This window comes from Pseudomonas mercuritolerans (assembly GCF_025706525.1).
Taxonomy (GTDB): Bacteria; Pseudomonadota; Gammaproteobacteria; order Pseudomonadales; family Pseudomonadaceae; genus Aquipseudomonas; species Aquipseudomonas mercuritolerans.
In genome coordinates this window covers 48,443-70,586 of the sequence record NZ_JAMSHA010000003.1, presented here as the reverse complement: position 1 = coordinate 70,586, position 22,144 = coordinate 48,443, and the positions used below count along the sequence as shown (strand labels likewise).

The window sequence follows — 22,144 nt, the reverse complement described above, 5'->3', positions numbered from 1 at the left end:
CCATCATTGGGATTACGCGCCCATGCAAAGTGGCCGAGCAACAGTAATGGGTACTCTTAAGCGATGGCGGTTGATTGCCACTGGCGTGCCTTCTTGGCTTGGATTGGTGCATTTAGCTTCATCTATGGTCGTTCTTTATGGTGAAAAGTTAGATGAACAAGTGCCTTATTGATAGCTGCTGAAGATAAGGTTTGATTGTTCGACTTCAATTCTGAAGCGGTCGGAAGAAAAATGATCTGGCGGGCTTAGCTGAACTGCTTTCCGGTGGCGAAGAATTACAAGGATGTACACTCACTCATTAAGCCGCAGTGGCTCTGGTCCACCTCCACTTCCCCGGATGCAGCTATCGTCGGCTTGATGGAATTGTTTCGCTGGTGCCAAATATTCGTTCCAGCCGGCGTGTACGGAGATACGGTTTGCTCCCGTATTCGCTGCGCTCTTGGTGTCAGAATATTTTTGTCCACCCCCAGTTTCACAATCTCAGCCCAGCCTGCGATTGTCGTATCCGCCGCCGAGGAATCCCATGGGATCGCTTTCAGGAAATGCAGATCTTCGTTGTCGTTGCCCAGGAGCAGGGCTTTTCGGCGGCGTCGCGGCGGCTGGGTTTGTCGGCGGCGAGTGTTACGCGGGCGGTGGCGGTGCTGGAACAGCACATTGGTACGCAGTTGCTGGTGCGTACTACCCGCACTGTGCACCTGACCGAAGCCGGGCAGCGTTACTGCGATGACTGCCGGCGGATTCTTGCAGAGGTGCTGGAGGCCGAGGATTCGGCGGCGGGCAGCCATGCCCTGCCGCGCGGGCAGCTGACGATTACTGCGCCGGTGCTGTTCGGCGATCTGTTCGTGACGCCAGTCATGGCTGATTACCTGTGTCGTTATCCGGATGTGTCGATCAACGCCCGTTTGCCGGACCGGGTCGTCAACATGGTCGAGGAGGGCATCGACGTCGCGGTGCGCATCGTTGAGTTGCCGGACAGTAATCAGCATGCGATTCGCGTCGACGTAATGCTTGAGCATCCCCCAATCATCTCCCTCTCTCCTCGGTAGAGGGCTAGTGAGGGGGCTCTCGGGGGGGCGGGTCTGTCAGAGACGATCAGCATCGATTACAGCCTGCGCAAACGCCGCCGGGCTTTCCTGCGGCAAATTATGCCCAACCCCACCCTCAATCAGCCTGAACTCATATTTCCCGGTAAATCGCTTCGCATAATCCTCAGGCTTGGGGTGCGGCGCGCCATTGGCATCCCCCTCCAGGGCAATCGTCGGCACACTGATCGACGGCGCAGTAGCAAGTTTCTCTTCCAGCTCTGCATATTTCGCTTCGCCCTGCACCAGACCCAAACGCCAGCGGTAATTAAACACAGTGATCTCGACGTGATCGGGGTTCTGCAATGCCTTGGCGCTGCGGTCGAAGGTGGCGTCGTCGAATTTCCACTGCGGCGACGCCAGTTGCCAGATCAGTTTGGCGAAGTCGTGAGTGTTCTTTTCATAGCCAACGCGGCCGCGTTCGGTGGCGAAGTAGAACTGGTACCACCACTGCAACTCGGCTTTCGGCGGCAGTGGGTTCTGTCCGGCGGCCTGGTTGCCGATCAGGTAGCCGCTGACTGCCACCAGCGCTTTCACGCGTTCAGGCCACAGCGCTGCGACGATATCAGCCGAACGCGCGCCCCAGTCGTAGCCGCCAAGTACCGCTTGTTTGATTTTCAGCGCGTCCATGAAGTCGATCACGTCGCTGGCCAGCGCCGCCGGTTGGCCGTTGCGCAGGGTGTCTTTGGAGAGGAAGTGTGTGTCGCCGTAACCGCGCGCATAGGGCATCAGCACTCGATAGCCTTTGGCGGCGAGCAGCGGGGCGACTTCGTCGTAGCTGTGAATGTCGTAGGGCCAGCCGTGCAGCAGAATCACCACCGGGCCATCGGCAGGACCGGTTTCGGCGTAGGCCACATCGAGCAAGCCAGCCTTGATGTGCTTCAGCGGGCCGAAAGGCGAGGGCTCGGAATAGCTGACGGCGGCCGGTTCGGGGGTTTGCGCCTGAGCGCTGCCGACAGCGCCGAACAGCGACAGCGCCAGGACCGACAAACCGAGCGCGTGGATGATTTTAGAAGTGTGCAGAGCCTGTTTCATGCTGACGTCTCCTTTGCGAGCCTGTGGCCAAGGGGCTGGATGAACCCTTGAAACCCTGGGGCCATTGAAGCGTAGCGAGGTATCCGTTGTGTGTCCCCGCACGGCAGTTTTGCAAGGGCGTGTATGGCGGCGGGGCGCGTACACAGTGTGATACACAGAGGCGAAATCCAATGTTTTCGCGCGAAAATAATAAGTCGCTGTTTTAAAACAAAAAATATTTCATCTCGGGCTTCCCAAACGAAATGAATGTTGTTAAATTGCGCCCCGTTCTCACAGCGATCCTCACGGAGCCGCTGACCAGAGCTACAGGGGCGTCGCCAAGCGGTAAGGCAGCAGGTTTTGATCCTGCCATGCGTTGGTTCGAATCCAGCCGCCCCTGCCATCTACGAAAAAACGCCAACTTCGCAAGAAGTTGGCGTTTTTTTATGCCTGCGATTTACCGCGCTAGAGCCAGCCGGGGCGTGCGCGATGCCGAAGCACCGCACACGCCGGTCACTCAGTGCGGTGCGCGCGGGATGGTTTTCATCAGGTCTTCAGGGCTGATGTGGCCGACCACGCTGCCCGGCTGCGGCAGATTAAGGATGTGGCCTTTCATCTTGCCGATGATGTGCATCTCGCACGGCTTGCAATCGAATTTCAGCGTCAGCACTTCATCGCCGTGGATCAACTGCATCGGCGCGACCTTGGTACGCACGCCGGTCACGCCTTTGGCCTGTTTCGGGCACAGGTTGAAGGAGAAACGCAGGCAGTGCTTGGTGATCATCACCGGCACCTCGCCTGGCTCTTCGTGAGCCTCATACGCCGCGTCGATCAGCTTGACGCCGTGACGGTGGTAGAAGTCGCGCGCCTTCTGGTTGTAGACGTTGGCGAGGAAGGTCAGGTGCGAATCCGGGTACACCGGCGGCGGCGTGGTTTCGGCCTTGCGGCTGCCACGCGGATGCGCGGCGACACGTGCCGCAGTCAGCGCTTCGATGACTTCGCGGCGCAGGGACTTGAGCTGCGAGTTGGGAATGAAGAACGCTTGCGGCGCATCCAGCTTGATGTCAGTGGCGTGATACTGCGTGGTGCCGAGCTGGCCGAGCAGGTCGCGCAATTGCTCCAGCGCTTGCTCAGGCTTGTTGGCGACACCAAACGGCCCGTTGAGGGTGACGCTGGCGCTGATGCCTTCTTCGCTGGTCGCGGTCACTTCCAGCTGTTCTTCGCGCAGACGGGCGAACCAGCTCAGGGCCACGCGACGTTCCGAAGAAGTTTTCTGCAACGCCTGTTGCCAGTTGTGATCGAGGTTGCGATTCAACGGATGACTTGGGCGCAGCTTGAACAGGCCTTCAGGCATTTCGTTCGGCTCGACGCGGTAGCGATAGCGCTTCTCGCCGTCTTCTTCGAACTCGCCTTTGGCCTCGGCGATGTTGGCGCGGAACCCCACCACTTCACGCTTGACCAGCACGTTCAAGCCATCGCCGTTGGACAGCGGCTCATGGGTGACGACCTGCATGTCACGCTTGCCGACTTTCTCCACCGTACCGACCGGCAGGCCGGTAAAGGTTGGCGAATCGAAGGCGCCGATGTCGATCTTGCGATCGGTGACGAAATAATCGGTGCTGCCACGGTGGAAGGTCTTTTCCGGATCGGGCAGGAAGAAATGCACGGTACGGCCGCTGGAAGCGCGGGCCAAGTCCGGGCGATCCTCGAGCACGTCGTCGAGGCGCTGGCGGTAATAGGCGGTGATGTTCTTCACATAGCCCATGTCCTTGTAGCGACCTTCGATCTTGAACGAACGCACGCCGGCCTCGACCAGGGCGCGGATGTTGGCGCTCTGGTTGTTGTCTTTCATCGACAGCAGGTGTTTTTCGTAGGCGATCACGCCACCCTTTTCGTCTTTGAGGGTGTAGGGCAAGCGGCACGCCTGCGAGCAGTCGCCACGGTTGGCGCTACGGCCGGTTTGCGCGTGGGAAATGTTGCACTGGCCGGAGAAGGCCACGCACAGCGCGCCGTGAATGAAGAACTCGATGGCGGCATCGGTTTCATCGGCGATGGCGCGGATTTCTTTCAGGTTCAGCTCGCGGGCCAGTACCAGTTGCGAGAAACCGGCCTGGTCAAGGAACTTCGCTCGCTCGAGGGTGCGGATATCGGTCTGGGTCGAGGCATGCAGCTCGATCGGCGGGATGTCCAGCTCCATCACGCCGAGGTCCTGGACGATCAGCGCATCGACACCGGCGTCGTACAACTGATGGATCAGCTTGCGCGCCGGTTCCAGTTCGTTGTCGTGCAGGATGGTGTTGATGGTGGTGAAAATGCGCGCGTGATAACGGCGGGCGAATTCAACCAGTTCAGCGATCTCGCTGACTTCGTTGCAGGCGTTATGGCGCGCACCGAAGCTCGGGCCGCCGATGTACACGGCGTCAGCGCCATGCAGGATGGCCTCACGGGCGATGGCGACATCGCGGGCAGGGCTGAGCAATTCCAGGTGATGCTTGGGCAAGGACATAGTTTTTTTAGTCAGGCGGTCACGGGCAAGGGGCGCATTCTACCCGTGAAACGCTTGGTGGGCACGTGTGTGCTGCCCGATGGTGGCTGGTGATCGAGTCAGTTCGGCAGGCTATTGTGTTGAATGTGCCGGCCTCTTCGCGAGCAGGCTCGCTCCCACAGGGTTAGATTCGGGCCGGAATACATTCACTGTGGGAGCGAGCCTGCTCGCGAAAGCGGTGTGTCATCCGAAAATCATTGAGTGACATCCGCAAATTCGATCAGCCTTTCGCGGCCATCGCCGTCACTTCCACACGCATCCCTTCAACCGCCAGCGAGGCCACGCCTACCGCCGCCCGCACCGGCCAGGGCTTGGCGAAGTAGCGTTTGTACACTTCATTGAAAGCCGCGCGATCGCCCATGTCGGTGAGGTAGATGGTCAAGTGCAGCACGCGATCCATCGAACTGCCGGCGCGTTCCAGAGCTACTTTCAGCGCTTGCAGCGTGCACTCGCTCTGCTCGGTGATGCCGCCCAGTTCCAGGCTGCCATCGGCGCGGGTGGGGATCTGCGTGGAGACCATGATCCCGCCGAAGGTGGCGACGTCGGACGAAATCGAGTCAGTGTCCGGATCGGGCGTGAAGGTGATGTCTTGATTGGCCATGCGCTTCTCTTGTTCGAGTGAATGAAGATCGCGCCAGTTTACAGATTCCCTCCGGCCATGGCCCGCGCGCGTTCAGACTGGCGAAGTCGCTGCTTCCGCCGCGATGGCCGCAAGCACACTGGGCCGCGCGCCGATGCGCTGCATGTACGCAGCCAGAGTTGGCCATTCGCAAATATCGATGTTGAACGTCGGCAACCAGGTCAGCACAGTGAACAGATACGCATCGGCAACGCCGAACGTGTTCATCAGGTAGTCCTGACCCGTGAGCGTCTGCTCAAGGTAATCCAGCCGTTTGTACAGTTTGTGCCGAAAAATCGCTTTGACCGGTTCCGCAAATTCGCCGCTGAACAATGGCGCGCTGGCACCGTGAATCTCCGAGCTGATGAAGTTCAGATGCTCCTGCAAACGTGTGCGATCCCACGTACCAGCGGCAGGTGCCAAGTCGTTCCCGGGGACTTGATCGGCGAGAAACTGCAGGATCGCCGGGCCTTCAGTGAGCACTTCGCCGTTATCCAGTTGCAGCGCGGCCACGTAGCCTTTCGGATTGATCTCGCGGAAGTCACGGCCGTCAGCGGTGCGTTTGCTCTGGTTGTTGACGCGGATCATTTTGAACGACAAGCCGAGTTCGCGCAGGACGATGTGCGGGGAGAGCGAACAGGTCATCGGTGCAAAGTACAGTTTCATGGCAAGTCCCTTGAAATTGGAGGCGCCACGATCCCCTGCGGGCAAAACTTCCGCAAAGGTCATTTGCAGTGCTAGCGTATGACAAATTCTCATGCGCTTAGCCTTATGACTGCCAGACTTCCTTCCCTCAACGGCCTGCGCGCGTTCGAAGCGGCGGCTCGGCATATGAGCTTTACCACCGCTGCGACCGAGTTGAACGTCACGCAGACAGCAATCAGTCACCAGATCAGGCGCCTCGAAGCCGAGTTGGGCGTGGCATTGTTCCTGCGCCTCAAGGATGGCCTGGCGCTTAGCGAAGACGGGCAGGCCTACCTTCCGGGGGTGCGTTCTGCATTTCAAGCGTTGCGCCATTCGACGCAACAATTACTCGAGTCGCGCGGGCCCAGCGTGTTGACCATCAGCACGCTGGTTTCGGTAGCGTCGAAATGGCTCTTGCCGCGCCTTCCGGCATTTCAGCAGGCGTTCCCGGACATCGATGTGCGCATCAGCGCCGCTACCGATCTGGTGGATTTTCGCCGAGGAGGCATCGACGCGGCGATTCGCTACGGGCGGGGCGACTGGAAAGGTCTGCGCGCGGACTTTCTCATGGCCGATGAGGTATTTCCCGTGTGCAGTCCAGCACTGGCGACGACATTGCACACTCCGGAAAATCTGGCCAGTCACACCCTTGTACAAGTCAGTGGTGTCACCGCCAGCGACTGGCAGGCCTGGCTCAACGCCGCCGGCCAGCCTGCGCAGTTGGCCGACGGCGCGAAGCTGACCTTCGATCTGGCGATGATGGCGGTGCAGGCGGCAATTGACGGGCAGGGCGTGTGTATCGGTCGTTCGACTTACGTGAACGACGATCTGCGTGCGGGCCGATTGGTCGCGCCGTTCGACCTGCGCCTGCAGGATGATCTCGGGTTCTATCTGGTCACACCCCATGAAACCGCTGACTCGACAAAGATCAGCGCTTTCAGAAAGTGGCTTGTGGCTGCGGCCCGCGACACATTTGTATAAGCGTGTATCAACCCTCTGCGGATACACACGGCAACACCAAACCGGGCATTCGAGACACATCCACCTTACATGCCGAACCCAAAGTAGCCCTCACACCAACACGACGTTTGAGAGGGCACCACCATGTATCGTCCACTGTTTCTGGCTTCTGCCGTTGTCTTCGCCTCCCTGACCGGCTTCGCTCATGCGGCGGATGCGCCGGCAACGAGCTGGCAGAAAGGCTTGAGCCGCACCGATCTGGTTCGCCAGGATCTCGGCGCTGACAATCGCGAAGTGATCCAGGCGCGTATCGATTTTGACGCTGGCGTCACCTCGCCTCGGCATGCGCACCCCGGCGTGGAAGTTGCCTATGTCATCAGTGGCACGTTTGAATATCAGCTCGAAGGGCGAGCGCCGGTGATACTCAAGGCCGGCGATTCGTTGTTCATTCCGGCGGGCGTCGCGCATGTGGCGAAGAACATTGGCAGCGAGAAAGGCGTAGAACTGGCCACTTACGTTGTGCCGAAAGGCGAACCGCTGCTGATCCTCAAGCCATGATGCGCAAATCCGCTATTTCGAGCGCGGTTTGCTCATCGCACGCTTGATGCGCATCCAGTCCTGAAAGGCCGCCGTTCGCTTGGCGTCGGCCAGAGCCTTGGCTTCGCTGAAACGGGCCCAGGCTTCAGGATTGTCCGTGTCGTCCTCGATAATTTTGTAAGCCGCTTCTTCGAGCAGATCGGCTTCGCGGAACATCGCGGCGTTTTCTGCCATCTCGTCATCCCAGGATCGGCCGAAACCGAACTTCAATGTGTGTTCTGTCATTTCACGTGATCCTCCTCCCAGACCAGAGGTACCGATTCTCGCCATTGCACCTCGGTCACGCCAAAGCGTTCCGCCATCGGTTTGGAAAAACGTTTCAACGGAGGTCGACCGGGGCGGGGAATGGGTGCGATACCCGCGTCGCAACTTGCCCACTGCCACGCTTCGGCATTGTTCATGTTTCTTGTGCGAATGACGAATGACCTGGGCTTTCCATGTAACAGGTACTCGATCACGTACAAATCCGCTCCGCTCATACATTTCCTCCGGCTGCTTAAGAAGAGGGATATCTGGCGAAATGAATAATTCAGAGAAATTGATGCGGGCGTGATGACCGGCTGGTTGGGCGCTTGGAGGGCCTGTACGGCGGGCTAAAGCTGTACAATTTCTGTCGAAATACCGATCGCTTAGAAGAGTGTGGAGACAGGAACGCGCCCGCTACGACGCGTTATTCAATCGGACTTTCAGGAGTAAATGCATGAGCAGACAAAGTCGGCATGAACTTCTGTGTTTTCAACTGCGGTGATCAGACCTGAATGCAAGGCTTCTTCAGGATTGATGATGCGTGGAGCTGCGGTCAGGTACTTCTCTGTCTCCAACGCGTTTTTCCCGTTAGTCGTACGTTCGGCGACGATCTGCGCGTAGAGGTGCAAGTCATAATCCAGGCTCATGGCGTATTCCGACATGCGCGAGTGATCGACTGAACCTTGCAGGTGCCAATGGAAAGGATGAAACAGAAACTTGCTGTGGGTGCAGGCAGTGCGGCGCTGGCCGGCGAGAAAGACAATATTGCCCATTGACTCGACCGTTCCCAGATTGTGCGTGTGCACCGGAATTGGCAGGGCCAGCAGGAAGTTGTACATGGTGAAGCCGTAACTGCACTCACCGCCCATCGTGGCGATGTTGACGATGAGTCTGGGTGCATCTTCCTTTACGGCGAGCGAGGCTTTATCGATCAGTTGGCCGCACGTCGAGGCATTGATCGGGCCGGTGAAGTTGATGACATGAACAGGCATGGCGATTCCCTCGGCTGGTCAGGACTCCTAAGCAATAGCTGTAATTTCGCTTGAATGAAAGTGGGCAGGGGAGCCACGCTCCCCTGCACCCGGCGCATCAACTGTTGCGCCCGCCACCATGGCTGTTTTGACCACCTTTCTGTCCGGCTTCAGAGGCTTTTTCCCGATCGTTGGCGAAGTTCCCGCCGCTGTTCTGGCCACCCTTGCTGCCGGCTTCGGAGGCGCGCTCAGGATCATTCTTGAAGTTGCCGCCACTGTTCTGGCCGCCCTTACTGCCGATTTCCTGATAGAACTCTTTGTCGTGCGAAGCCGAAGTGGCTTCACCACCTTTTTTTCCTGCTTCGTTAACTGACATGCTGCCTTGTTGTTTATCTTGTGCCATTTCAAACTTCCTCATTTCTCTGTATAGGCACATGGCGAATCAAGGATGCACAAACTGCGTGCCGTCGTTATTCGCCAAGTGCTCATAAAGTTTACTGATGTCGTTTGCGTTGGTTGGTCTGGCTTGTCTTGTAACTACAAGTTTGACCCTCGTGCTAAGAAGAGCGCTCATAAGTTGGCGTTGTATCCGGTGTTCGGGAGTTTTCAGAATTCACTGCCAATTCCCGGCGCTCATAACATTCCTGCTGAACGCTCTCCCTGTGCCTGGGACTGATCTGCTGTCGTTCAACACAAGGTGACACCGGTGGTATATCCGACTTCGTCACGTGCGAACTGCGCGCTGCTTCGGGATAAACTTCTGCTCCCTTGTTTCGTTGCACTTCGCCTCGTGCGAAATCTGTTGCCATGCTCATGATTGCGCTCCATCAGCCGATTTCAAAGGGCAGCGAGGCTGCCCTTGTACTGCTTGCTCAGGACTTGCGACCGCCGCCGTGGCTGTTTTGACCGCCTTTGCGGCCAGCCTCGGATGCTTTTTCACGGTCGTTGGCGAAGTTGCCGCCGGACGACTGACCGCCTTTCTTGCCGGCTTCAGATGCCTTTTCACGATCGTTTGCGAAGTTACCTGGATTTTTATTTCCTGTGGTCATGATAGCTCTCCGATATCAATTAACGTTTCGCTAGTTATGTCCGTTGTCGCACCGGACATCTACTCCGATTACGAGCCGGCGAAGAATGTTTTGAAAATTTTTATCCAGCCCGATGAACGGTAATTTTGTGATGAAACTTATACAGACTGTTAGTTTCTGCGCCGCTTCGTATAACTTTTCATAATTGAGGTCGGTTATGAAAAGAGTCGGGTCAAGTCGCCGTTTCGCTTTGCATTTCATAACCATTGGTCGGCAGGAAGTTGAACTGTAATTTGCCCCAACTAGAGTCTGGAGAGTGTATGTCTACAACTATATCGAGGGCATGAACATGACCAATCACCACAAGGGACAACCGTTTGCCGAGGATCCGCAAAAAATCAAGGAAGCCGGCAAGAAAGGCGGCAGTTCGGTCAACGTGAAAGTCGATCGGGCGGAAAAGGCACGCGTCGGCGGGCAGCACAGCCATGGCGGTGCGCGTACGGGCAAGGGTGACTGAGGCGCCGGAGTCCACCAATCGCCGTCCTCTCTGCGCCAGTGCAGAGAGGACTTCTACGGTGACGCCTATCTGAACCGTGGCAACGGACGGTCAATCGGCTTGAGTGTCGACAACGTGTCGCGAATCAGCGGCGCATCTTTTTCGATGTCATGCAGACGATCGCGAATGCGCAGTGCCGTCGGGTGTCCGCCCTGATGATCGACCCAGTCGGCGATCTCTTTGCAGGCGGCTGCAAGGCGCGCCTGGCGGGCGTCAAGCAAGGTGAGGAGGGTGGTGATGGACTCTTTTTCGGACATGGAACACCTCCGTTCTATGAAACCGCTGAACCGCAACAAAAAGCCCGCATGTTGCGAGCGTTCTGCCGTTGGGGTGCTGCTCCATCAGCTGGTTTCAGTATAGACCCGCTATCGCCGGGCATCAGCCGGAGTGCAGGCGGGCCGGTAGTTGAGAACTCGCTGCGTTGAGGCGCTGACATTCAGCTTGAGCATCTGCGTGCTGGTCAAAGCCATCGCCGAAAAAGCCGCCGGTGCGTGTGTCGCAGATGCGAAACCATGCCGATGCTTCGGCGGGTTCCTGCTGGCTGTCTTCGGCGCGGCGGCCGTGAATGACGATCTTGGTGCAACGCTTCACGACGAAAATGTCTTCCATGGCGCCACCGCAGTTGATTCGTGTCAGATCAACTATAGAAGCCCTGCGTGATCGTGCAAAAAATACCCGCCTCAACTCGTCGGCAAACGTCTGTAGGAGTGTGAGCCTGCTCGCGATAGCGATGCGTCAGTTGATGAAGATGTCGACTGACAGAGCGCTATCGCGAGCAGGCTCAATCCTACGGGGGGTGATGTTGTGCCGGAAATCAGCATGCCTCGGTCACCTCACACATGCGTTCGAGAAACATGGCCAAGGCTACTTCCTCGGCGCGCAGGCCTTTGCGTACTCGCGGTCGAGGCAGTTCGGCGAGCGCGCCGAGCATGAAATGTTCGAGCACGGCGGGGTGGATGTAGCACTTGCGGCACACCGCCGGCGTGTTGCCCAGCTGTTTGGCGACGTTCTTCACCGCTTCGACCACGTGGCGCTTGGCTTCGGTCTCCGACTCATGCTGCAACTCGCGCAGCACCGACAACGCCAGGGCGCTGCCCGCCCAGGTGCGGTAATCCTTGGCGGTGAAGGCCGCGCCGGTGAGCTTTTGCAGATAAGCGTTTACGTCGGAAGAAGTGACGGTGTGCCGTTCGCCGTGTTCATCGAGGTACTGGAACAAATTCTGCCCCGGTATCTCCAGGCAGCGCTTGATGATTCGCGCCAGGCGACGGTCCTTGACGGTGATCTGGTGCTCGATGCCGCTCTTGCCACGGAACTGGAACAGGATCGCGCTGCCGTTGACCTCGACATGGCGGCTGCGCAACGTGGTCAGGCCATAGGAGCGATTATCCCGCGCGTATTGCGTATTGCCGACGCGGATCAGCGTGGCATCGAGCAAGGTGATCACCGTGGCCATGACCTTGTCACGGCTGAAGCCCGGCTCATCAAGCAGTGCCTCGAGCTTGCGCCGCAGTTTCGGCAGGGCCAGGCCGAAGTCGCGCAGGCGCGAGTATTTGTCGGCGTCGCGCACTTCGCGCCAGCGCGCGTGATAACGGTACTGCTTGCGCCCGCGCGCATCGCGTCCGGTGGCTTGCAGGTGGCCGCACGGGTCGGCGCAGATCCACACATCGGTGTAAGCCGGCGGCACCGCGAGGGCATTGATGCGTTTGATTTCGTCCGGGTCGGTGATGCGCTGCCCCGATGGCTCGAAATAAACGAACTTGCCGCGCAGTTTTTTCCGGGTGATACCAGGCTGAGTGTCATCGACGTAATGCAGGTCGGCGGGCAGAGCATCTGTCAGCACGGTATCGGGCATGGCGGTTTCCTTCGGTCATACGGCAGTCTGTAACTGATTGACCGCAGGCACCGGCCGTCGTGCCGAATGATTTACGCGAGCACCGCCACCGCCTTGATCTGCGCCCACAGGCGCTGGCCCGGGTGCACGCCCAGTTGATCACGCGAGAAGCGGGTGATCCGCGCCAGCAGCGGCGTGCCGCCGGCATCGAGGCGGATCAGCACATGGGCACTGTTGTCAGCGGCCTGTTCGCTGACGACCGTAACGGGCAGACGATTGAGAATGCTGCTGGCTGCATCATTGTTCAGCGCCAGGCTGATGTCGCGCGCGTGCACTTTGCAGCGCAGAGCCTGGCCTACGGCCATAGGCGCATGGGTGACGCGAATGTTCATTGCAGTGGCCGGCAGTTGCAGGCTGAGCAATTGATAGGTGGCGTCGTAGGCGCTGACCTGGCCTTCGATGATCACCCCGGCTTCATCGCCCATTGCCAAGGGCAGGTCCAGACGCGCTAGGGTCTCGCCGATCGGGCCGCTCGCGAGGGCTTTGCCGTCACGGAGCAGCACCAGATGATCGGCCAGACGCGCGACTTCGTCCTGCGCATGGCTGACGTACAGCAGCGGAATATCCAGTTCGTCGTGCAGGCGTTGCAGATACGGGAGGATTTCGCTTTTGCGCCGGCTGTCGAGAGCCGCCAGCGGTTCGTCCATCAGCAACAGTTTCGGGCTGGTCAGCAGGGCGCGGGCGATGCCGACGCGCTGCCGTTCGCCGCCGGACAGATACTGCGGGTGACGCTCAAGCAAATGGCCGATGCCGAGCAGTTCGGTCGCTTGGTTGATATCGACCCGGCGTTGCGACCTGGCGATGCGTTTTAGACCAAACTCCAGATTGGCCAGCACCGACAGATGCGCGAACAGGCTGGCTTCCTGAAACACGTAGCCGAGCGCACGTTTGTGCGGTGGTACGAAGATGCCGTTGGCACTGTCCTGCCATACCTCGTCATTGATCTGCACAAAACCATGCCCGGCGCGCTCGAGCCCGGCGATGCAGCGCAGGCAGGTGGTTTTGCCCGAGCCGGAATCACCAAACAGCGCGGTGACGCCGCGGCCCGGCACTTGCAGATCGATATCCAGTTCGAACCCCGGATAAGTGCGTTTCAGGCGTACATCAATCATCGATCAGCTCCAGCCTGCGCGGGTCTTGCGGCTGGAATACAGCGCCAGCAACACCAGAAACGAAAACACCAGCATCGCCGCGGACAGCCAGTGCGCCTGGGCATATTCCAGGGCTTCGACGTGGTCGTAGATCTGCACCGAGACCACGCGTGTCTTGTCGGGAATGTTGCCGCCGATCATCAGCACCACACCGAACTCACCCACGGTGTGGGCAAAGCCGAGGATCGCTGCGGTGATGAAGCCGGGACGCGCCAGCGGCAGGATCACGCTGAAGAACGTGTCCCAGGGATTGGCGCGCAAGGTCGCGGCGACTTCCAGCGGGCGGGTGCCAATCGCCGAGAAAGCGTTTTGCAGCGGTTGCACCACGAACGGCATGGAGTAGATCACCGAGCCGATGACCAGCCCGGTGAAACTGAACGTCAACGTGCCCAGCCCCAGCCATTGAGTGAACTGGCCGAGAAAACCGTGCGGCCCCAGCGCCAGTAGCAGGTAAAAGCCGATCACCGTCGGCGGCAGCACCAGCGGCAGGGCGACGATGGCGCCGATGGGCCCGCGCAACCACGACGATGTGCGCGATAGCCACAACGCGATCGGCGTGCCGATCACCAGCAGGATCGCCGTGGTCAGCGACGCCAGTTTCAGGGTCAGCCAGATCGCGGCGAAATCGGCACTGGTCAGTGACATTTACAGTTCATATCCAAAGGATTTGATCACCGCAGCGGCTTTCGGCCCCTTGAGGTAATCGACCAGGGCCTTGGCAGCGGCGCTGTCCTTGCCTTTGTTCAAGATCACCGCGTCCTGTTTGATCGGATCATGCAGGGTGGCCGGAACAATCCATGCCGAGCCGCTGCTCACCTTGCCGTCCTTGTAGATTTGCGACAGCGCTACAAAGCCCAATTCGGCGTTGCCCGTGGAGACGAACTGGTAGGCCTGGGTGATGTTTTGACCTTCGACGATTTTGCTTTTCGTGGCTTCGCTCAACTGGAGTTTTTCCAGCACCTGAGTGGCGGCGAGACCGTACGGCGCTGCTTTCGGGTTGGCGATGGACAGGTGCTGGTATTGGTTGGTTTTCAGCACATCACCCTGTGCATCGACATAACCTTCTTTTGCCGACCACAGCGCGAGGGTGCCGACGGCATAGGTGAAGCGTGAGCCTTTGACGGTTTCGCCTTCTTTTTCGAGCTTTTCCGGGGTTGTGTCGTCAGCGGCGAGGAATACCTGGAACGGCGCGCCGTTCTTGATCTGGGTGTAGAACTGGCCGGTTGCGCCGTAAGCAGCGACCAGTTTGTGGCCGGTGTCTTTTTCGAAGTCGGCAGCGATGGCCTGGATTGGCGCGGTGAAATTCGCGGCGACGGCCACTTGTACTTCGTCAGCCTGCGCGGCGCCCATGCTGAACAGTGCGAGGAATGAAGCGAAGCAGACGGGGGTGAAGCGTGTGGCAGCAAGTGTCATGTAAAGGCTCCGTCATCGGCGGCGGTAATTGCTCTGGTTGGGATAACGCCGATACATGGGCGTAATCGCTGTATACGGAAATATATAGCGATACGCCGCCAGGTGGCGAGGGAATAAATCCGCTCGCCGCATTAATTCAGTGACGGTTGAGTTTCGCCAATGCGCCCTCGGCCAGTTGCCGGGTCAGCTCAGCGCTGCCGATATCCTTGCCCAACGTCAGCGCCTGTCCGGCCCAGAGGTTGGCAAAGTCGGCGTCATCCTTGGCCCGCAGCGGCATCAGCGCACCGCCGGCCAATGGGAAGGCCGGCGCCTGCGCCGACATCGGCCCGAGCTCGCGCATCGCCCGATTGACAATGCCCCGCGCCGGACGGCCGGTGAAAATATTGGTGATGGCGGTCTGGCTTTCTTTCGCAGTGCGCAAGGCTTTGTGGTGCGATGCGCTGACTTTGGCTTCCGGGGTGAACAGGTACGCCGTGCCGACTTGCACCGCCGAGGCGCCGAGCATGAAAGCTGCGGCAACACCCCGGGCATCGCTGATCGCGCCCGCCGCGATCACCGGCACTTTCACCGCGTCGACCACCTGCGGCACCAGGGCGAAGGTGCCGACCTGAGTGCTCAGATCATCACTGAGAAACATCCCGCGATGGCCACCGGCCTCATAGCCCATGGCGATGATCGCATCGCAGCCGTGTTGCTCCAGCCAGATCGCTTCCTCGACCGTGGTGGCAGACGAAAGGATTTTCGCCCCGGTGGCCTTGACCCTATCAAGCAGGTTTTTTTCCGGCAGCCCGAAATGAAAACTCACCACCTCGGGGCGGAATTCCTCAAGCACGGCACACGCGGCTTCGTCAAAGGGTGCGCGGTTGGACACTGGTGTCGGCGCGTCGAAATCGGCACCCAGTTCGCGGTAGTAGGGTTCGAGCAGATTTTTCCAGTCACGGGCGCGCTGTTCATCAGGCGCCGGTGGCTGATGGCAGAAGAAATTGACGTTGAACGATTTGGCGGTGTGCTGGCGAATCGTTTTCAGTTCTTCGCGCAGTTGTTCGATGCTCAGCATTGCTGCCGGCATTGAACCGAGGCCGCCGGCGTTGCACACGGCAATCACCATCGAAGAATTGGTCGCCCCGGCCATCGGGCCCTGGATGATCGGCAGTTCCATGCCGAGAAGATCAAGGATGCGGGTGTCTGGCCACTGGCTCATATAGCAATTCTCCGACGATGAAACGGGCAGGGACGGCAGGCGGTTTTTAGCAGCAAAACCTGTTGCGGGGCCAGTCTGAAATTCTGAACATCACGTGCAGTTTTTCAGCGTCGGTGCAATCCGCCACCGCCAAACGAACGGTTCATCATTTGTGAAGAATGGTTGAAGTTGTGCGTGCGCTGGTTACCGAGATTACGTGCGGCGGATTCGCGGTTGAGATTCTGCAACTGCGCATTGTTGTTCGCGGGCCTGGTTCGGTTTGCACTACTACTGGCCACGGACTGCCAGCCGTTGTCGGTTTTCTTGTAAACGTTACCGTCGCGCCCGGCATAAACGTTGTCGCCGACCCGCGCGGCGCCGCCGTTGCGGCCATGGATGCCGCCGTATTGCGTAGTATTGCCGGTATTGGGGTTGTAAACCGCACCGCGATTGGCAGTGACATGAGTCCCGCTGCGGACGTTGCCGGCGCTAACCCGTTCGCCGGCGATGGCGCCGCCGTTCGGGCCGACTGCCACGCCGCTGCGTCCGGCAGCGTAGTTGCCGGTGTAGGCGTTGTGCACCGCGCCACGTTGCCCGGCGGCGGCAATGCCGGTACGCGAGTTGTACGAGGCGCCGACCTGACCTGCCCAGCGATTGCCAGTCCAGGCGTTGTAACCGGCGCCATAACGGCTGACTGTCGCACGATCACCCCACTGATGATAAAGATTGCCGGTGGTACCGGCCCAGCCACCCGGGCCCCATGCCACGGCGCCGCCGCGATAACCGTAGGCCGCGCCACCCCAGGCCAGCGGCGCCGGGTACAGACGCGGGCCCCACGCATAGCCCCAGCCATAATTTCCCCACCATGGATAGGCGCCCCAGCCCCAGCCCATGGCGACGGTGTTGCCGCCCCAGCTCCAGCCGAATCCGAAGCCAAAGGTCCAGCCAGTCCACGGCGTGTAACGAATCGCGACGCCGAAACCATAGGTCACCGGCGGCCCGTACCAGACGCTACCGACCCACGGCGTATACGGATAACCGGTGCCGTACACCACAACGCCAGTCGCCGGGTCCAGCGTCGAGCCTTGATAGCCCGGTGTGTAGCCGACCACCACGGTATCGCCACTGGCCTCGTAAACCTTGACGTATGTGAGGTAGTGCATCGGTGAGCTGGGCGGAATCGAATAAATCACCGCTGGTACTGAAGAGGCCACACTCCACGGCCCGTTCAGTGAGGTGGCGCTGAACCAGATGCCGTTCTCCACCGCCCACCAACTGTCGTTGTCGACTCGAATAATCGGAGTGGCGCTGTTGACCACGTATTGCAGCGGCGTATTGCTGATCGCTTTGAGCTGCGGCTCGCCGTCAAATTGCGGCGCCGTCATCTTCACCGCGCTCTTCTTGATCGCCGAGGTCTGCGGGATGGTCGCGGCAATGGCCGCCTCCTGTGCCTGTGGCGTGCCGGCTACCGAGGCCTTGACGTTCTCTTTGGCGCTGTCGTCAGGAATATTGGCAAAGTCGGCCGGCAGTTTGTCTGCCGGGACAAAGGTCCATGGCCCGCTCATGTCGCTGGCGCGGAACCAGCGCCCGGAGATCAGTACATAACTGTTCTGATCGCCGATTTCCTTGAAGATGTGCCCGGTGGTGTTGCTCACGTACAACAGGCTGGTGCCCTGAATCGGTTGCCATTGCGCGGCGCCGTCGGTGACCAACAGTTCCGTTGGCGTGGTGGCGATGAAGATCTTTGGCTGCGGAGGCTTGGCCAGGCTGGGAATCTTGTCCTTCGGATCGCTTTGTCCGGTGAGCAAATCCACCTGGCGACTCTTTATCGCCGCCTGTTTGGCTTTTTCCAGTTCGGGCGGCGGTGCAGCGAGGCGCGTGTAGTTGCCGTCCACTTGATCCGCGACCATCCAGCCGTCGAATACGTGCAGGTAGTGTTTGCCCTGGACGTCCTTGAGCAGCAATGGGCGCGTGTTGATCACCCGTTGCAGCTCGGTGCCTTCCACCGGCCGGTAAGCCGCTTCGCCGTCGATGTACACGAGGATTGCCGGGCTGTCGGAGCTGATGATGGTCGGCGGTGTGTTTTCCAAGGGCGCGCTGTCGGCTTTCTGTTCAGCGTTGAGCACGCCAACCGCTGCTTCCAGCTGATCCAGTGAAATGGTTTTCTTGCGGCTCTCGGCATCTTTTTCCAGGACGGCTAGCCACGTGTCGGCCTGTTTGGCATCGGCGGGGAAATCGGCCTTGATGATGTTGTACTGATCGAGCGCGACCCAGCGGGTGGCTTTATCGACGAGGGTGTGAGCGCTGAACTGGACGATGCCGTAGGTGGACTTGCCATCGGCAGCCGTGGCTTCGACAGCCGCGCGGGCATTGAGCGTATAGCCATCCCAGCTGTCGAGCTGCGGCTGATACACCGTCAGCTTGCTCTTGCCGCTGCTGATCACTTGCGGCCATGTCGGCTCGCTTGGCGCCGCGTTCGGCTTTGCCGCCGGTGCGGCTGCCCAGGCGTTGCCAAGTGTCAGCAGACATAACATCAGCAACCAGGGTAAAGCGCGCAGGAAAGGCATCGTCAGCTCCATCGACAGACCGGTTCGCAAGGCAAAACCGGGAAAACACAACCGTCGAAAAAGCATAGCCGCCCGCCGAGGATTTACCCGGCTGATCGAGCAGTCAGCGCAAAGTCGAGTGTGGCAATGTGTTGCGATGTGCTATTTCAAGGCATGCTTTTACAAATCATCTTCGAGAGGCCGTCATGTTCAACGCCATTCTGATCGACAAAGACGACAGCGGTTATCGCGCCAATCTGCAGCAAATCGATGAGCAGCAACTGCCCGAGGGCAACGTCAGCGTGAACGTCGCGTACAGCACGCTGAATTTCAAGGATGGCCTGGCGATCACCGGCAGCAGCCCGGTGGTACGCAAGTTTCCCATGGTGCCGGGGATCGATCTGGCGGGAACTGTCGAGTCCAGTTTCCATGCGGATTTCAAGGCGGGCGATCGGGTGCTGCTCAACGGTTGGGGCGTCGGGGAAAGCCACTGGGGCGGACTGGCGCAAAAGGCCCGGCTCAACGGTGACTGGCTGATTCCACTGCCCGAAGCTTTCACACCTGCGCAATCCATGGCCATCGGCACCGCAGGCTACACGGCAATGCTGTGCATTCTGGCGCTGGAGCGCCATGGCGTAACGCCGGATCACGGCGAAGTGTTGGTCACTGGCGCCAACGGCGGGGTCGGCAGCTTTGCCATCGCCTTGCTCAGCAAGTTGGGATACCGGGTTGTGGCATCCACCGGCCGCGTGTCCGAGCATGAATACCTGGAGCAATTGGGCGCTGCCGAAATCATCGATCGAGCCAGCTTGTCCGAACCGGGCAAGCCATTGGCGAAGGAACGTTGGGCGGCGGTGGTCGACTCTGTTGGAAGCCACACGTTGGCCAACGCTTGCGCCAGCACTCGCTCGGAAGGCGTGGTCGCGGCATGCGGGTTGGCGCAAGGCATGGACTTTCCCGCCTCGGTAGCGCCGTTCATTCTGCGCGGCGTGACGCTGGCTGGAATCAATAGCGTGACCCAGCCCAAAGCACGCCGTATCGAGGCCTGGGACCGACTGGCCAAGGATCTGGATTTCTCCTTATTGCAGCTGATCAGTCAGGAAATCAGCCTGAGCGAAGCCCTTGAGGCTGCGCCCAAACTGCTCGCCGGGAAACTGCGGGGCAGGGTGGTGGTCGACGTCAATCGTTGAGTTCGCGCTCAAGCAGTTGGCGTTTGCGCTCGACGCCCCAGCGGTAGCCGGAAAGGTTGCCATCGCTGCGCACCACGCGGTGGCAGGGAATCGCCACCGCCAGGCGGTTGGCCCCGCAAGCCTGGGCCACCGCACGCATCGAAGTCGGCGCGCCGATGCGTTGCGCGATTTCGGCATAACTGGCGGTGCTGCCTGCGGGAATCTCCCGCAGCGCCTGCCAGACGCGCTCCTGAAACGCTGTGCCGCGTATATCCAGCGGCAAGTTCAGGCCTTTCGCCGGTGCTTCGACAAAGCCGACGACGCTGGCGATCAACTGTTCAAATTCGCTGTCGGCGCCGATCAGGTTGGCCTTGCGAAACTGATCCTGCAGGTTGCAGACCAGTTGATGCGGATCGTCGCCGAGCAGAATCGCGCAGATCCCACGTTCGCTTTGCGCCACCAGAATCGCCCCCAGCGAGCATTGGCCAACGGCAAAGCGAATGTCGTTGTTCTGCCCGGCGGCGCGGTAATCGGTGGGCGTCATGCCCAGCAGTTGATCGGCTGATTCGTAGAAACGGCTGTTGGAATTGAAGCCAGCGTCATACAGCGCGTCGGTCACCGAGCCGCCATCCGCCAGGCGCGCACGCAGTTTGCGTGAACGATGCGCCGTGGCGTAAGCCTTGGGCGTCAGGCCAGTCGCGGCTTTGAATACTCGATGAAAATGGAAAGGGCTAAGGCCGGCGCTGGCGGCAAGGCTGTCGAGCGCGGGCAATGTCTCGGACGCTTCGATCTGCCGGCAGGCTGCGGCGATGATCGCCGCATGTTGCGCGTCATTCTGGTCCTTGCTGGCCCGTTTGCTCGGCCGATATCCGGCAGCTTCGGCCAGTTCGGCGGTTTCGAAAAATATGACGTTCTGCGGTTTCGGCAGACGCGCAAGGCTGCTCGGTCGGCAATAGACGCCGGTGGTTTTCACCGCGTAGACAAATTGCCCGTCGGCACTTGGGTCGCGAGCAACCACAGCGGCCCAGCGGGGATCGTCTTCAATACTGATGGTGTTCGAAAGCGTGTCCATGAGAGGGAATCCGTTGACCTGTTTGAGTCAGGTTAGCCAGCATCGTAGCTCACGACACTCCGCGCCTTGCGGTCAAACTTTTACTGATCGCCAGCAACGCGGAAGGTGATGTTGATGCGCCGTTCGCCCAAGAGCGGGTGCTGGCCGGGTTTGACTGGCAGCACGCCGTGATAGCGCAGACGGTCCACGCCGCCCCAGACCACCATGTCTCCATGCAACAGCGGGATGCGCTGGCTCTTGTCGCTGCGTTCGAAACCGCCAAACAGAAACATTGCCGGCAAACCCAGCGACAACGAAACGATGGGCGCGGCATAACCCTTTTCGTCCTTGTCCTGATGCAACGACATCTTGGCGCCGGGGACGTATTGGTTGATCAGGCAGGAGTCGGCCTGAAAATCCGGAAAGCCGGCACGCTCAGCCGCTTGGTGTGCCAGTTCGGCAAATACCGTCGGCATCGACGGCCACGGCAAGCCGCTGAGTGGGTCGACGCTGGAATAGCGGTAACCGCTGCGATCGGTGATCCAGCCCAGCTGTCCGCAACTGCTGGTGCCGACCGACATGCTGAAACCGCCGGGCGTGACCATGTGGCGTAGCGGGGCGGCGACGAGAACGGTTTCGAGCGCCGTCAGCAGTTGCTCGACCCGAGACAAGGCGAATCCGCGCAGCACCCACGATTGCTCGCCGATCTGCTCGGCGCGGGGTTGCTGAACGGGCTCGTTGTCGGCGAACAGGTCAAACGTGGTCGGTTGCATGATTCGGTTACAGCGCTTTGCTGACCTTGATGTCACTGAGTTCTTCGTCAGCGTGCATTTTCTTCAGCGCCGCTTTCGCTTCCTCGTCAGTGCCGGTTTCCAGTTCGGCGAACTCGAAACGCTGTTCACCGTCCAGTTTGTACTTGATCACGTATTTGGTTTTTTGCGCCACGGTCATGTTTCCCTTTCAGAATAGGCTGTGCGTCTCAGCTCAGTTTGGTGCTGGAGCGACGGATGATCTTGATCGAATGGGTCAGCGTCGGCTTGCGCGTCACGCTGATCGCGCGGCGGTTGACGGTGTCGATGGTGATGTTCCAGAAACCGGTGCTCGGTGCTGTGATACGCGCTGGGAAGGTGTCGAACGCGCCGCCGTGGTAGGTGTGACGACCGCCGTTTTTGAAGCTGCGGAAGTTGGCGTCGTTCATCAAACGGATGTTGCACATCTGCGAGCATTGAATGACGACGATGTCGTCTTCGTTGAGGTGCTCGCGCTGGTGAATGAATTTCATGGGCGCCTCCAGAAGGGCTTTTTCTACTAAATCAAAACGATAGCTTGTCGATGGGCGCAGTTTATCAGCCCGCACGGGTTATTATCTGGCCGTCGGGCGTTGCTTTGACAAATTTTGAACAGAACTTCGCCATGGCCGGCGGGTTAAATGCACAAGGCC

The 22,144-nt window shown here is 59.5% G+C and carries 25 protein-coding genes, 1 tRNA gene and 1 pseudogene; 6 read left to right on the top strand and 21 right to left on the bottom strand.

Going from position 1 to position 22,144, the window contains the following annotated elements; genetic code table 11:
• Positions 1-542: 542 nt before the first annotated feature.
• Positions 543-998 (top strand): annotated as a pseudogene (locus tag ND528_RS08890) (LysR family transcriptional regulator); the annotation flags it as partial.
• An 84-nt stretch (positions 999-1,082) separates the two neighbouring features.
• Here the strand turns inward: ND528_RS08890 and ND528_RS08885 are convergent.
• The gene (locus tag ND528_RS08885; protein ID WP_263470130.1) at positions 1,083-2,117 is read right to left on the bottom strand and encodes an alpha/beta fold hydrolase; all 1,035 of its coding nucleotides are present in this window, start codon (positions 2,115-2,117) and stop codon (positions 1,083-1,085) included.
• A gap of 307 nt (positions 2,118-2,424) precedes the next feature.
• Between ND528_RS08885 and ND528_RS08880 the strand changes: the two genes are divergently transcribed.
• Positions 2,425-2,499: transfer RNA gene (locus ND528_RS08880), tRNA-Gln, on the top strand.
• 114 nt (positions 2,500-2,613) lie between these two features.
• Here ND528_RS08880 and ND528_RS08875 read toward each other — a convergent pair.
• The 3 genes from ND528_RS08875 to gstA form a co-directional block, all read right to left on the bottom strand.
• Positions 2,614-4,602, bottom strand: coding sequence for a peptidase U32 family protein (locus ND528_RS08875; RefSeq protein WP_024013138.1), 1,989 nt, complete (start codon positions 4,600-4,602; stop codon positions 2,614-2,616).
• A 259-nt stretch (positions 4,603-4,861) separates the two neighbouring features.
• Positions 4,862-5,242: a RidA family protein gene (locus ND528_RS08870; RefSeq protein WP_101157158.1), complete on the bottom strand. Its 381-nt coding sequence runs from the start codon at positions 5,240-5,242 to the stop codon at positions 4,862-4,864.
• A 72-nt stretch (positions 5,243-5,314) separates the two neighbouring features.
• Complete coding sequence (gstA, locus tag ND528_RS08865) at positions 5,315-5,926, bottom strand: glutathione transferase GstA (protein ID WP_263470129.1); 612 nt, start codon at positions 5,924-5,926, stop codon at positions 5,315-5,317.
• 105 nt (positions 5,927-6,031) lie between these two features.
• Between gstA and ND528_RS08860 the strand changes: the two genes are divergently transcribed.
• Together ND528_RS08860 and ND528_RS08855 are read left to right on the top strand one after the other, a co-directional pair.
• Positions 6,032-6,925 carry a transcriptional regulator GcvA gene (locus tag ND528_RS08860; RefSeq protein ID WP_263470128.1) on the top strand — a complete coding sequence of 298 codons (894 nt, stop codon included), beginning with the start codon at positions 6,032-6,034 and terminating at the stop codon, positions 6,923-6,925.
• A 123-nt stretch (positions 6,926-7,048) separates the two neighbouring features.
• Positions 7,049-7,462, top strand: a complete 414-nt coding sequence (locus tag ND528_RS08855) for a cupin domain-containing protein (RefSeq protein WP_137213740.1) — start codon at positions 7,049-7,051, stop codon at positions 7,460-7,462.
• Between the two features lie 12 nt (positions 7,463-7,474).
• Here ND528_RS08855 and ND528_RS08850 read toward each other — a convergent pair whose 3' ends face one another.
• From ND528_RS08850 to ND528_RS08830, 5 genes are all read right to left on the bottom strand, one after another.
• Positions 7,475-7,726: a hypothetical protein gene (locus ND528_RS08850; protein WP_263470127.1), complete on the bottom strand. Its 252-nt coding sequence runs from the start codon at positions 7,724-7,726 to the stop codon at positions 7,475-7,477.
• Positions 7,723-7,980 (bottom strand): DUF6555 family protein, encoded by a 258-nt coding sequence (locus tag ND528_RS08845; protein WP_130910973.1) that lies wholly within the window; start codon positions 7,978-7,980, stop codon positions 7,723-7,725. The genes ND528_RS08850 and ND528_RS08845 overlap by 4 nt, the downstream gene beginning before the upstream one ends.
• 207 nt (positions 7,981-8,187) lie before the next feature.
• The gene (locus ND528_RS08840) at positions 8,188-8,739 is read right to left on the bottom strand and encodes an ATP-dependent Clp protease proteolytic subunit (RefSeq protein ID WP_137213739.1); all 552 of its coding nucleotides are present in this window, start codon (positions 8,737-8,739) and stop codon (positions 8,188-8,190) included.
• Positions 8,740-8,836: 97 nt separating this feature from the next.
• Positions 8,837-9,121, bottom strand: a complete 285-nt coding sequence (locus ND528_RS08835; protein WP_263470126.1) for a con-10 family general stress protein — start codon at positions 9,119-9,121, stop codon at positions 8,837-8,839.
• 469 nt (positions 9,122-9,590) lie between these two features.
• Complete coding sequence (locus ND528_RS08830) at positions 9,591-9,767, bottom strand: con-10 family general stress protein (protein WP_016774938.1); 177 nt, start codon at positions 9,765-9,767, stop codon at positions 9,591-9,593.
• Between the two features lie 295 nt (positions 9,768-10,062).
• Here ND528_RS08830 and ND528_RS08825 point away from each other — a divergent pair, with 295 nt between their 5' ends.
• Positions 10,063-10,263 (top strand): con-10 family general stress protein, encoded by a 201-nt coding sequence (locus ND528_RS08825; protein ID WP_330221312.1) that lies wholly within the window; start codon positions 10,063-10,065, stop codon positions 10,261-10,263.
• 65 nt (positions 10,264-10,328) lie between these two features.
• On the opposite strand, the gene ND528_RS08820 is transcribed toward ND528_RS08825, so the two are convergent.
• The 8 genes from ND528_RS08820 to ND528_RS08785 all read right to left on the bottom strand — a co-directional run bounded on the left by ND528_RS08820 (position 10,329) and on the right by ND528_RS08785 (position 18,504).
• Positions 10,329-10,559 (bottom strand): hypothetical protein, encoded by a 231-nt coding sequence (locus ND528_RS08820; protein ID WP_016774936.1) that lies wholly within the window; start codon positions 10,557-10,559, stop codon positions 10,329-10,331.
• A 121-nt stretch (positions 10,560-10,680) separates the two neighbouring features.
• Entirely contained in the window at positions 10,681-10,911 is a 231-nt protein-coding gene (locus ND528_RS08815; protein WP_130911928.1) for a hypothetical protein, read from the bottom strand.
• A gap of 205 nt (positions 10,912-11,116) precedes the next feature.
• Complete coding sequence (locus ND528_RS08810) at positions 11,117-12,154, bottom strand: DNA topoisomerase IB (protein ID WP_263470125.1); 1,038 nt, start codon at positions 12,152-12,154, stop codon at positions 11,117-11,119.
• 71 nt (positions 12,155-12,225) lie between these two features.
• On the bottom strand, positions 12,226-13,305 hold the full coding sequence (gene modC, locus ND528_RS08805; RefSeq protein ID WP_263470124.1) for a molybdenum ABC transporter ATP-binding protein: 1,080 nt from the start codon (positions 13,303-13,305) through the stop codon (positions 12,226-12,228).
• A gap of 3 nt (positions 13,306-13,308) precedes the next feature.
• The gene (modB, locus tag ND528_RS08800; protein ID WP_122506786.1) at positions 13,309-13,989 is read right to left on the bottom strand and encodes a molybdate ABC transporter permease subunit; all 681 of its coding nucleotides are present in this window, start codon (positions 13,987-13,989) and stop codon (positions 13,309-13,311) included.
• Positions 13,990-14,694 carry a molybdate ABC transporter substrate-binding protein gene (modA, locus tag ND528_RS08795; RefSeq protein ID WP_408005031.1) on the bottom strand — a complete coding sequence of 235 codons (705 nt, stop codon included), beginning with the start codon at positions 14,692-14,694 and terminating at the stop codon, positions 13,990-13,992.
• A 199-nt stretch (positions 14,695-14,893) separates the two neighbouring features.
• The gene (locus tag ND528_RS08790) at positions 14,894-15,958 is read right to left on the bottom strand and encodes an NAD(P)H-dependent flavin oxidoreductase (RefSeq protein ID WP_263470123.1); all 1,065 of its coding nucleotides are present in this window, start codon (positions 15,956-15,958) and stop codon (positions 14,894-14,896) included.
• 104 nt (positions 15,959-16,062) lie between these two features.
• Positions 16,063-18,504: an autotransporter gene (locus ND528_RS08785; RefSeq protein ID WP_263470122.1), complete on the bottom strand. Its 2,442-nt coding sequence runs from the start codon at positions 18,502-18,504 to the stop codon at positions 16,063-16,065.
• Between the two features lie 185 nt (positions 18,505-18,689).
• On the opposite strand from ND528_RS08785, the gene acuI reads away from it, so the two are divergent.
• A complete protein-coding gene (gene acuI, locus ND528_RS08780) occupies positions 18,690-19,673 on the top strand; it encodes an acrylyl-CoA reductase (NADPH) (protein WP_263470121.1) in 984 nt (327 codons plus the stop codon).
• On the opposite strand, the gene ada is transcribed toward acuI, so the two are convergent.
• The 4 genes from ada to ND528_RS08760 form a co-directional block, all read right to left on the bottom strand.
• Positions 19,663-20,724, bottom strand: coding sequence for a bifunctional DNA-binding transcriptional regulator/O6-methylguanine-DNA methyltransferase Ada (ada, locus tag ND528_RS08775; protein ID WP_263470120.1), 1,062 nt, complete (start codon positions 20,722-20,724; stop codon positions 19,663-19,665). The genes acuI and ada overlap by 11 nt on opposite strands.
• An 80-nt stretch (positions 20,725-20,804) precedes the next feature.
• Entirely contained in the window at positions 20,805-21,476 is a 672-nt protein-coding gene (gene alkB, locus ND528_RS08770) for a DNA oxidative demethylase AlkB (protein ID WP_263470119.1), read from the bottom strand.
• Between the two features lie 7 nt (positions 21,477-21,483).
• Complete coding sequence (locus tag ND528_RS08765) at positions 21,484-21,654, bottom strand: hypothetical protein (RefSeq protein WP_016774926.1); 171 nt, start codon at positions 21,652-21,654, stop codon at positions 21,484-21,486.
• A gap of 28 nt (positions 21,655-21,682) precedes the next feature.
• Positions 21,683-21,985 (bottom strand): DUF1883 domain-containing protein, encoded by a 303-nt coding sequence (locus tag ND528_RS08760; protein WP_007912251.1) that lies wholly within the window; start codon positions 21,983-21,985, stop codon positions 21,683-21,685.
• Positions 21,986-22,144 lie beyond the last annotated feature (159 nt).

What these genes read in the sequence shown, in the direction of transcription:
- ND528_RS08870 (WP_101157158.1), bottom strand. Translation starts at nt 5,242, where the DNA reads ATGGCCAATCAAGACATCACCTTCACGCCCGATCCGGACACTGACTCG.
- ND528_RS08820 (WP_016774936.1), bottom strand. Translation starts at nt 10,559, where the DNA reads ATGTCCGAAAAAGAGTCCATCACCACCCTCCTCACCTTGCTTGACGCC.
- ND528_RS08885 (WP_263470130.1), bottom strand. Translation starts at nt 2,117, where the DNA reads ATGAAACAGGCTCTGCACACTTCTAAAATCATCCACGCGCTCGGTTTG.
- ada (WP_263470120.1), bottom strand. Translation starts at nt 20,724, where the DNA reads ATGGACACGCTTTCGAACACCATCAGTATTGAAGACGATCCCCGCTGG.
- modC (WP_263470124.1), bottom strand. Translation starts at nt 13,305, where the DNA reads ATGATTGATGTACGCCTGAAACGCACTTATCCGGGGTTCGAACTGGAT.
- ND528_RS08830 (WP_016774938.1), bottom strand. Translation starts at nt 9,767, where the DNA reads ATGACCACAGGAAATAAAAATCCAGGTAACTTCGCAAACGATCGTGAA.
- gstA (WP_263470129.1), bottom strand. Translation starts at nt 5,926, where the DNA reads ATGAAACTGTACTTTGCACCGATGACCTGTTCGCTCTCCCCGCACATC.
- ND528_RS08840 (WP_137213739.1), bottom strand. Translation starts at nt 8,739, where the DNA reads ATGCCTGTTCATGTCATCAACTTCACCGGCCCGATCAATGCCTCGACG.
- ND528_RS08835 (WP_263470126.1), bottom strand. Translation starts at nt 9,121, where the DNA reads ATGGCACAAGATAAACAACAAGGCAGCATGTCAGTTAACGAAGCAGGA.
- modB (WP_122506786.1), bottom strand. Translation starts at nt 13,989, where the DNA reads ATGTCACTGACCAGTGCCGATTTCGCCGCGATCTGGCTGACCCTGAAA.
- ND528_RS08860 (WP_263470128.1), top strand. Translation starts at nt 6,032, where the DNA reads ATGACTGCCAGACTTCCTTCCCTCAACGGCCTGCGCGCGTTCGAAGCG.
- ND528_RS08850 (WP_263470127.1), bottom strand. Translation starts at nt 7,726, where the DNA reads ATGACAGAACACACATTGAAGTTCGGTTTCGGCCGATCCTGGGATGAC.
- ND528_RS08785 (WP_263470122.1), bottom strand. Translation starts at nt 18,504, where the DNA reads ATGCCTTTCCTGCGCGCTTTACCCTGGTTGCTGATGTTATGTCTGCTG.
- ND528_RS08875 (WP_024013138.1), bottom strand. Translation starts at nt 4,602, where the DNA reads ATGTCCTTGCCCAAGCATCACCTGGAATTGCTCAGCCCTGCCCGCGAT.
- acuI (WP_263470121.1), top strand. Translation starts at nt 18,690, where the DNA reads ATGTTCAACGCCATTCTGATCGACAAAGACGACAGCGGTTATCGCGCC.
- ND528_RS08810 (WP_263470125.1), bottom strand. Translation starts at nt 12,154, where the DNA reads ATGCCCGATACCGTGCTGACAGATGCTCTGCCCGCCGACCTGCATTAC.
- ND528_RS08855 (WP_137213740.1), top strand. Translation starts at nt 7,049, where the DNA reads ATGTATCGTCCACTGTTTCTGGCTTCTGCCGTTGTCTTCGCCTCCCTG.
- alkB (WP_263470119.1), bottom strand. Translation starts at nt 21,476, where the DNA reads ATGCAACCGACCACGTTTGACCTGTTCGCCGACAACGAGCCCGTTCAG.
- ND528_RS08790 (WP_263470123.1), bottom strand. Translation starts at nt 15,958, where the DNA reads ATGAGCCAGTGGCCAGACACCCGCATCCTTGATCTTCTCGGCATGGAA.
- ND528_RS08765 (WP_016774926.1), bottom strand. Translation starts at nt 21,654, where the DNA reads ATGACCGTGGCGCAAAAAACCAAATACGTGATCAAGTACAAACTGGAC.
- ND528_RS08815 (WP_130911928.1), bottom strand. Translation starts at nt 10,911, where the DNA reads ATGGAAGACATTTTCGTCGTGAAGCGTTGCACCAAGATCGTCATTCAC.
- ND528_RS08760 (WP_007912251.1), bottom strand. Translation starts at nt 21,985, where the DNA reads ATGAAATTCATTCACCAGCGCGAGCACCTCAACGAAGACGACATCGTC.
- ND528_RS08845 (WP_130910973.1), bottom strand. Translation starts at nt 7,980, where the DNA reads ATGAGCGGAGCGGATTTGTACGTGATCGAGTACCTGTTACATGGAAAG.
- modA (WP_408005031.1), bottom strand. Translation starts at nt 14,694, where the DNA reads ATGGGCGCCGCGCAGGCTGACGAAGTACAAGTGGCCGTCGCCGCGAAT.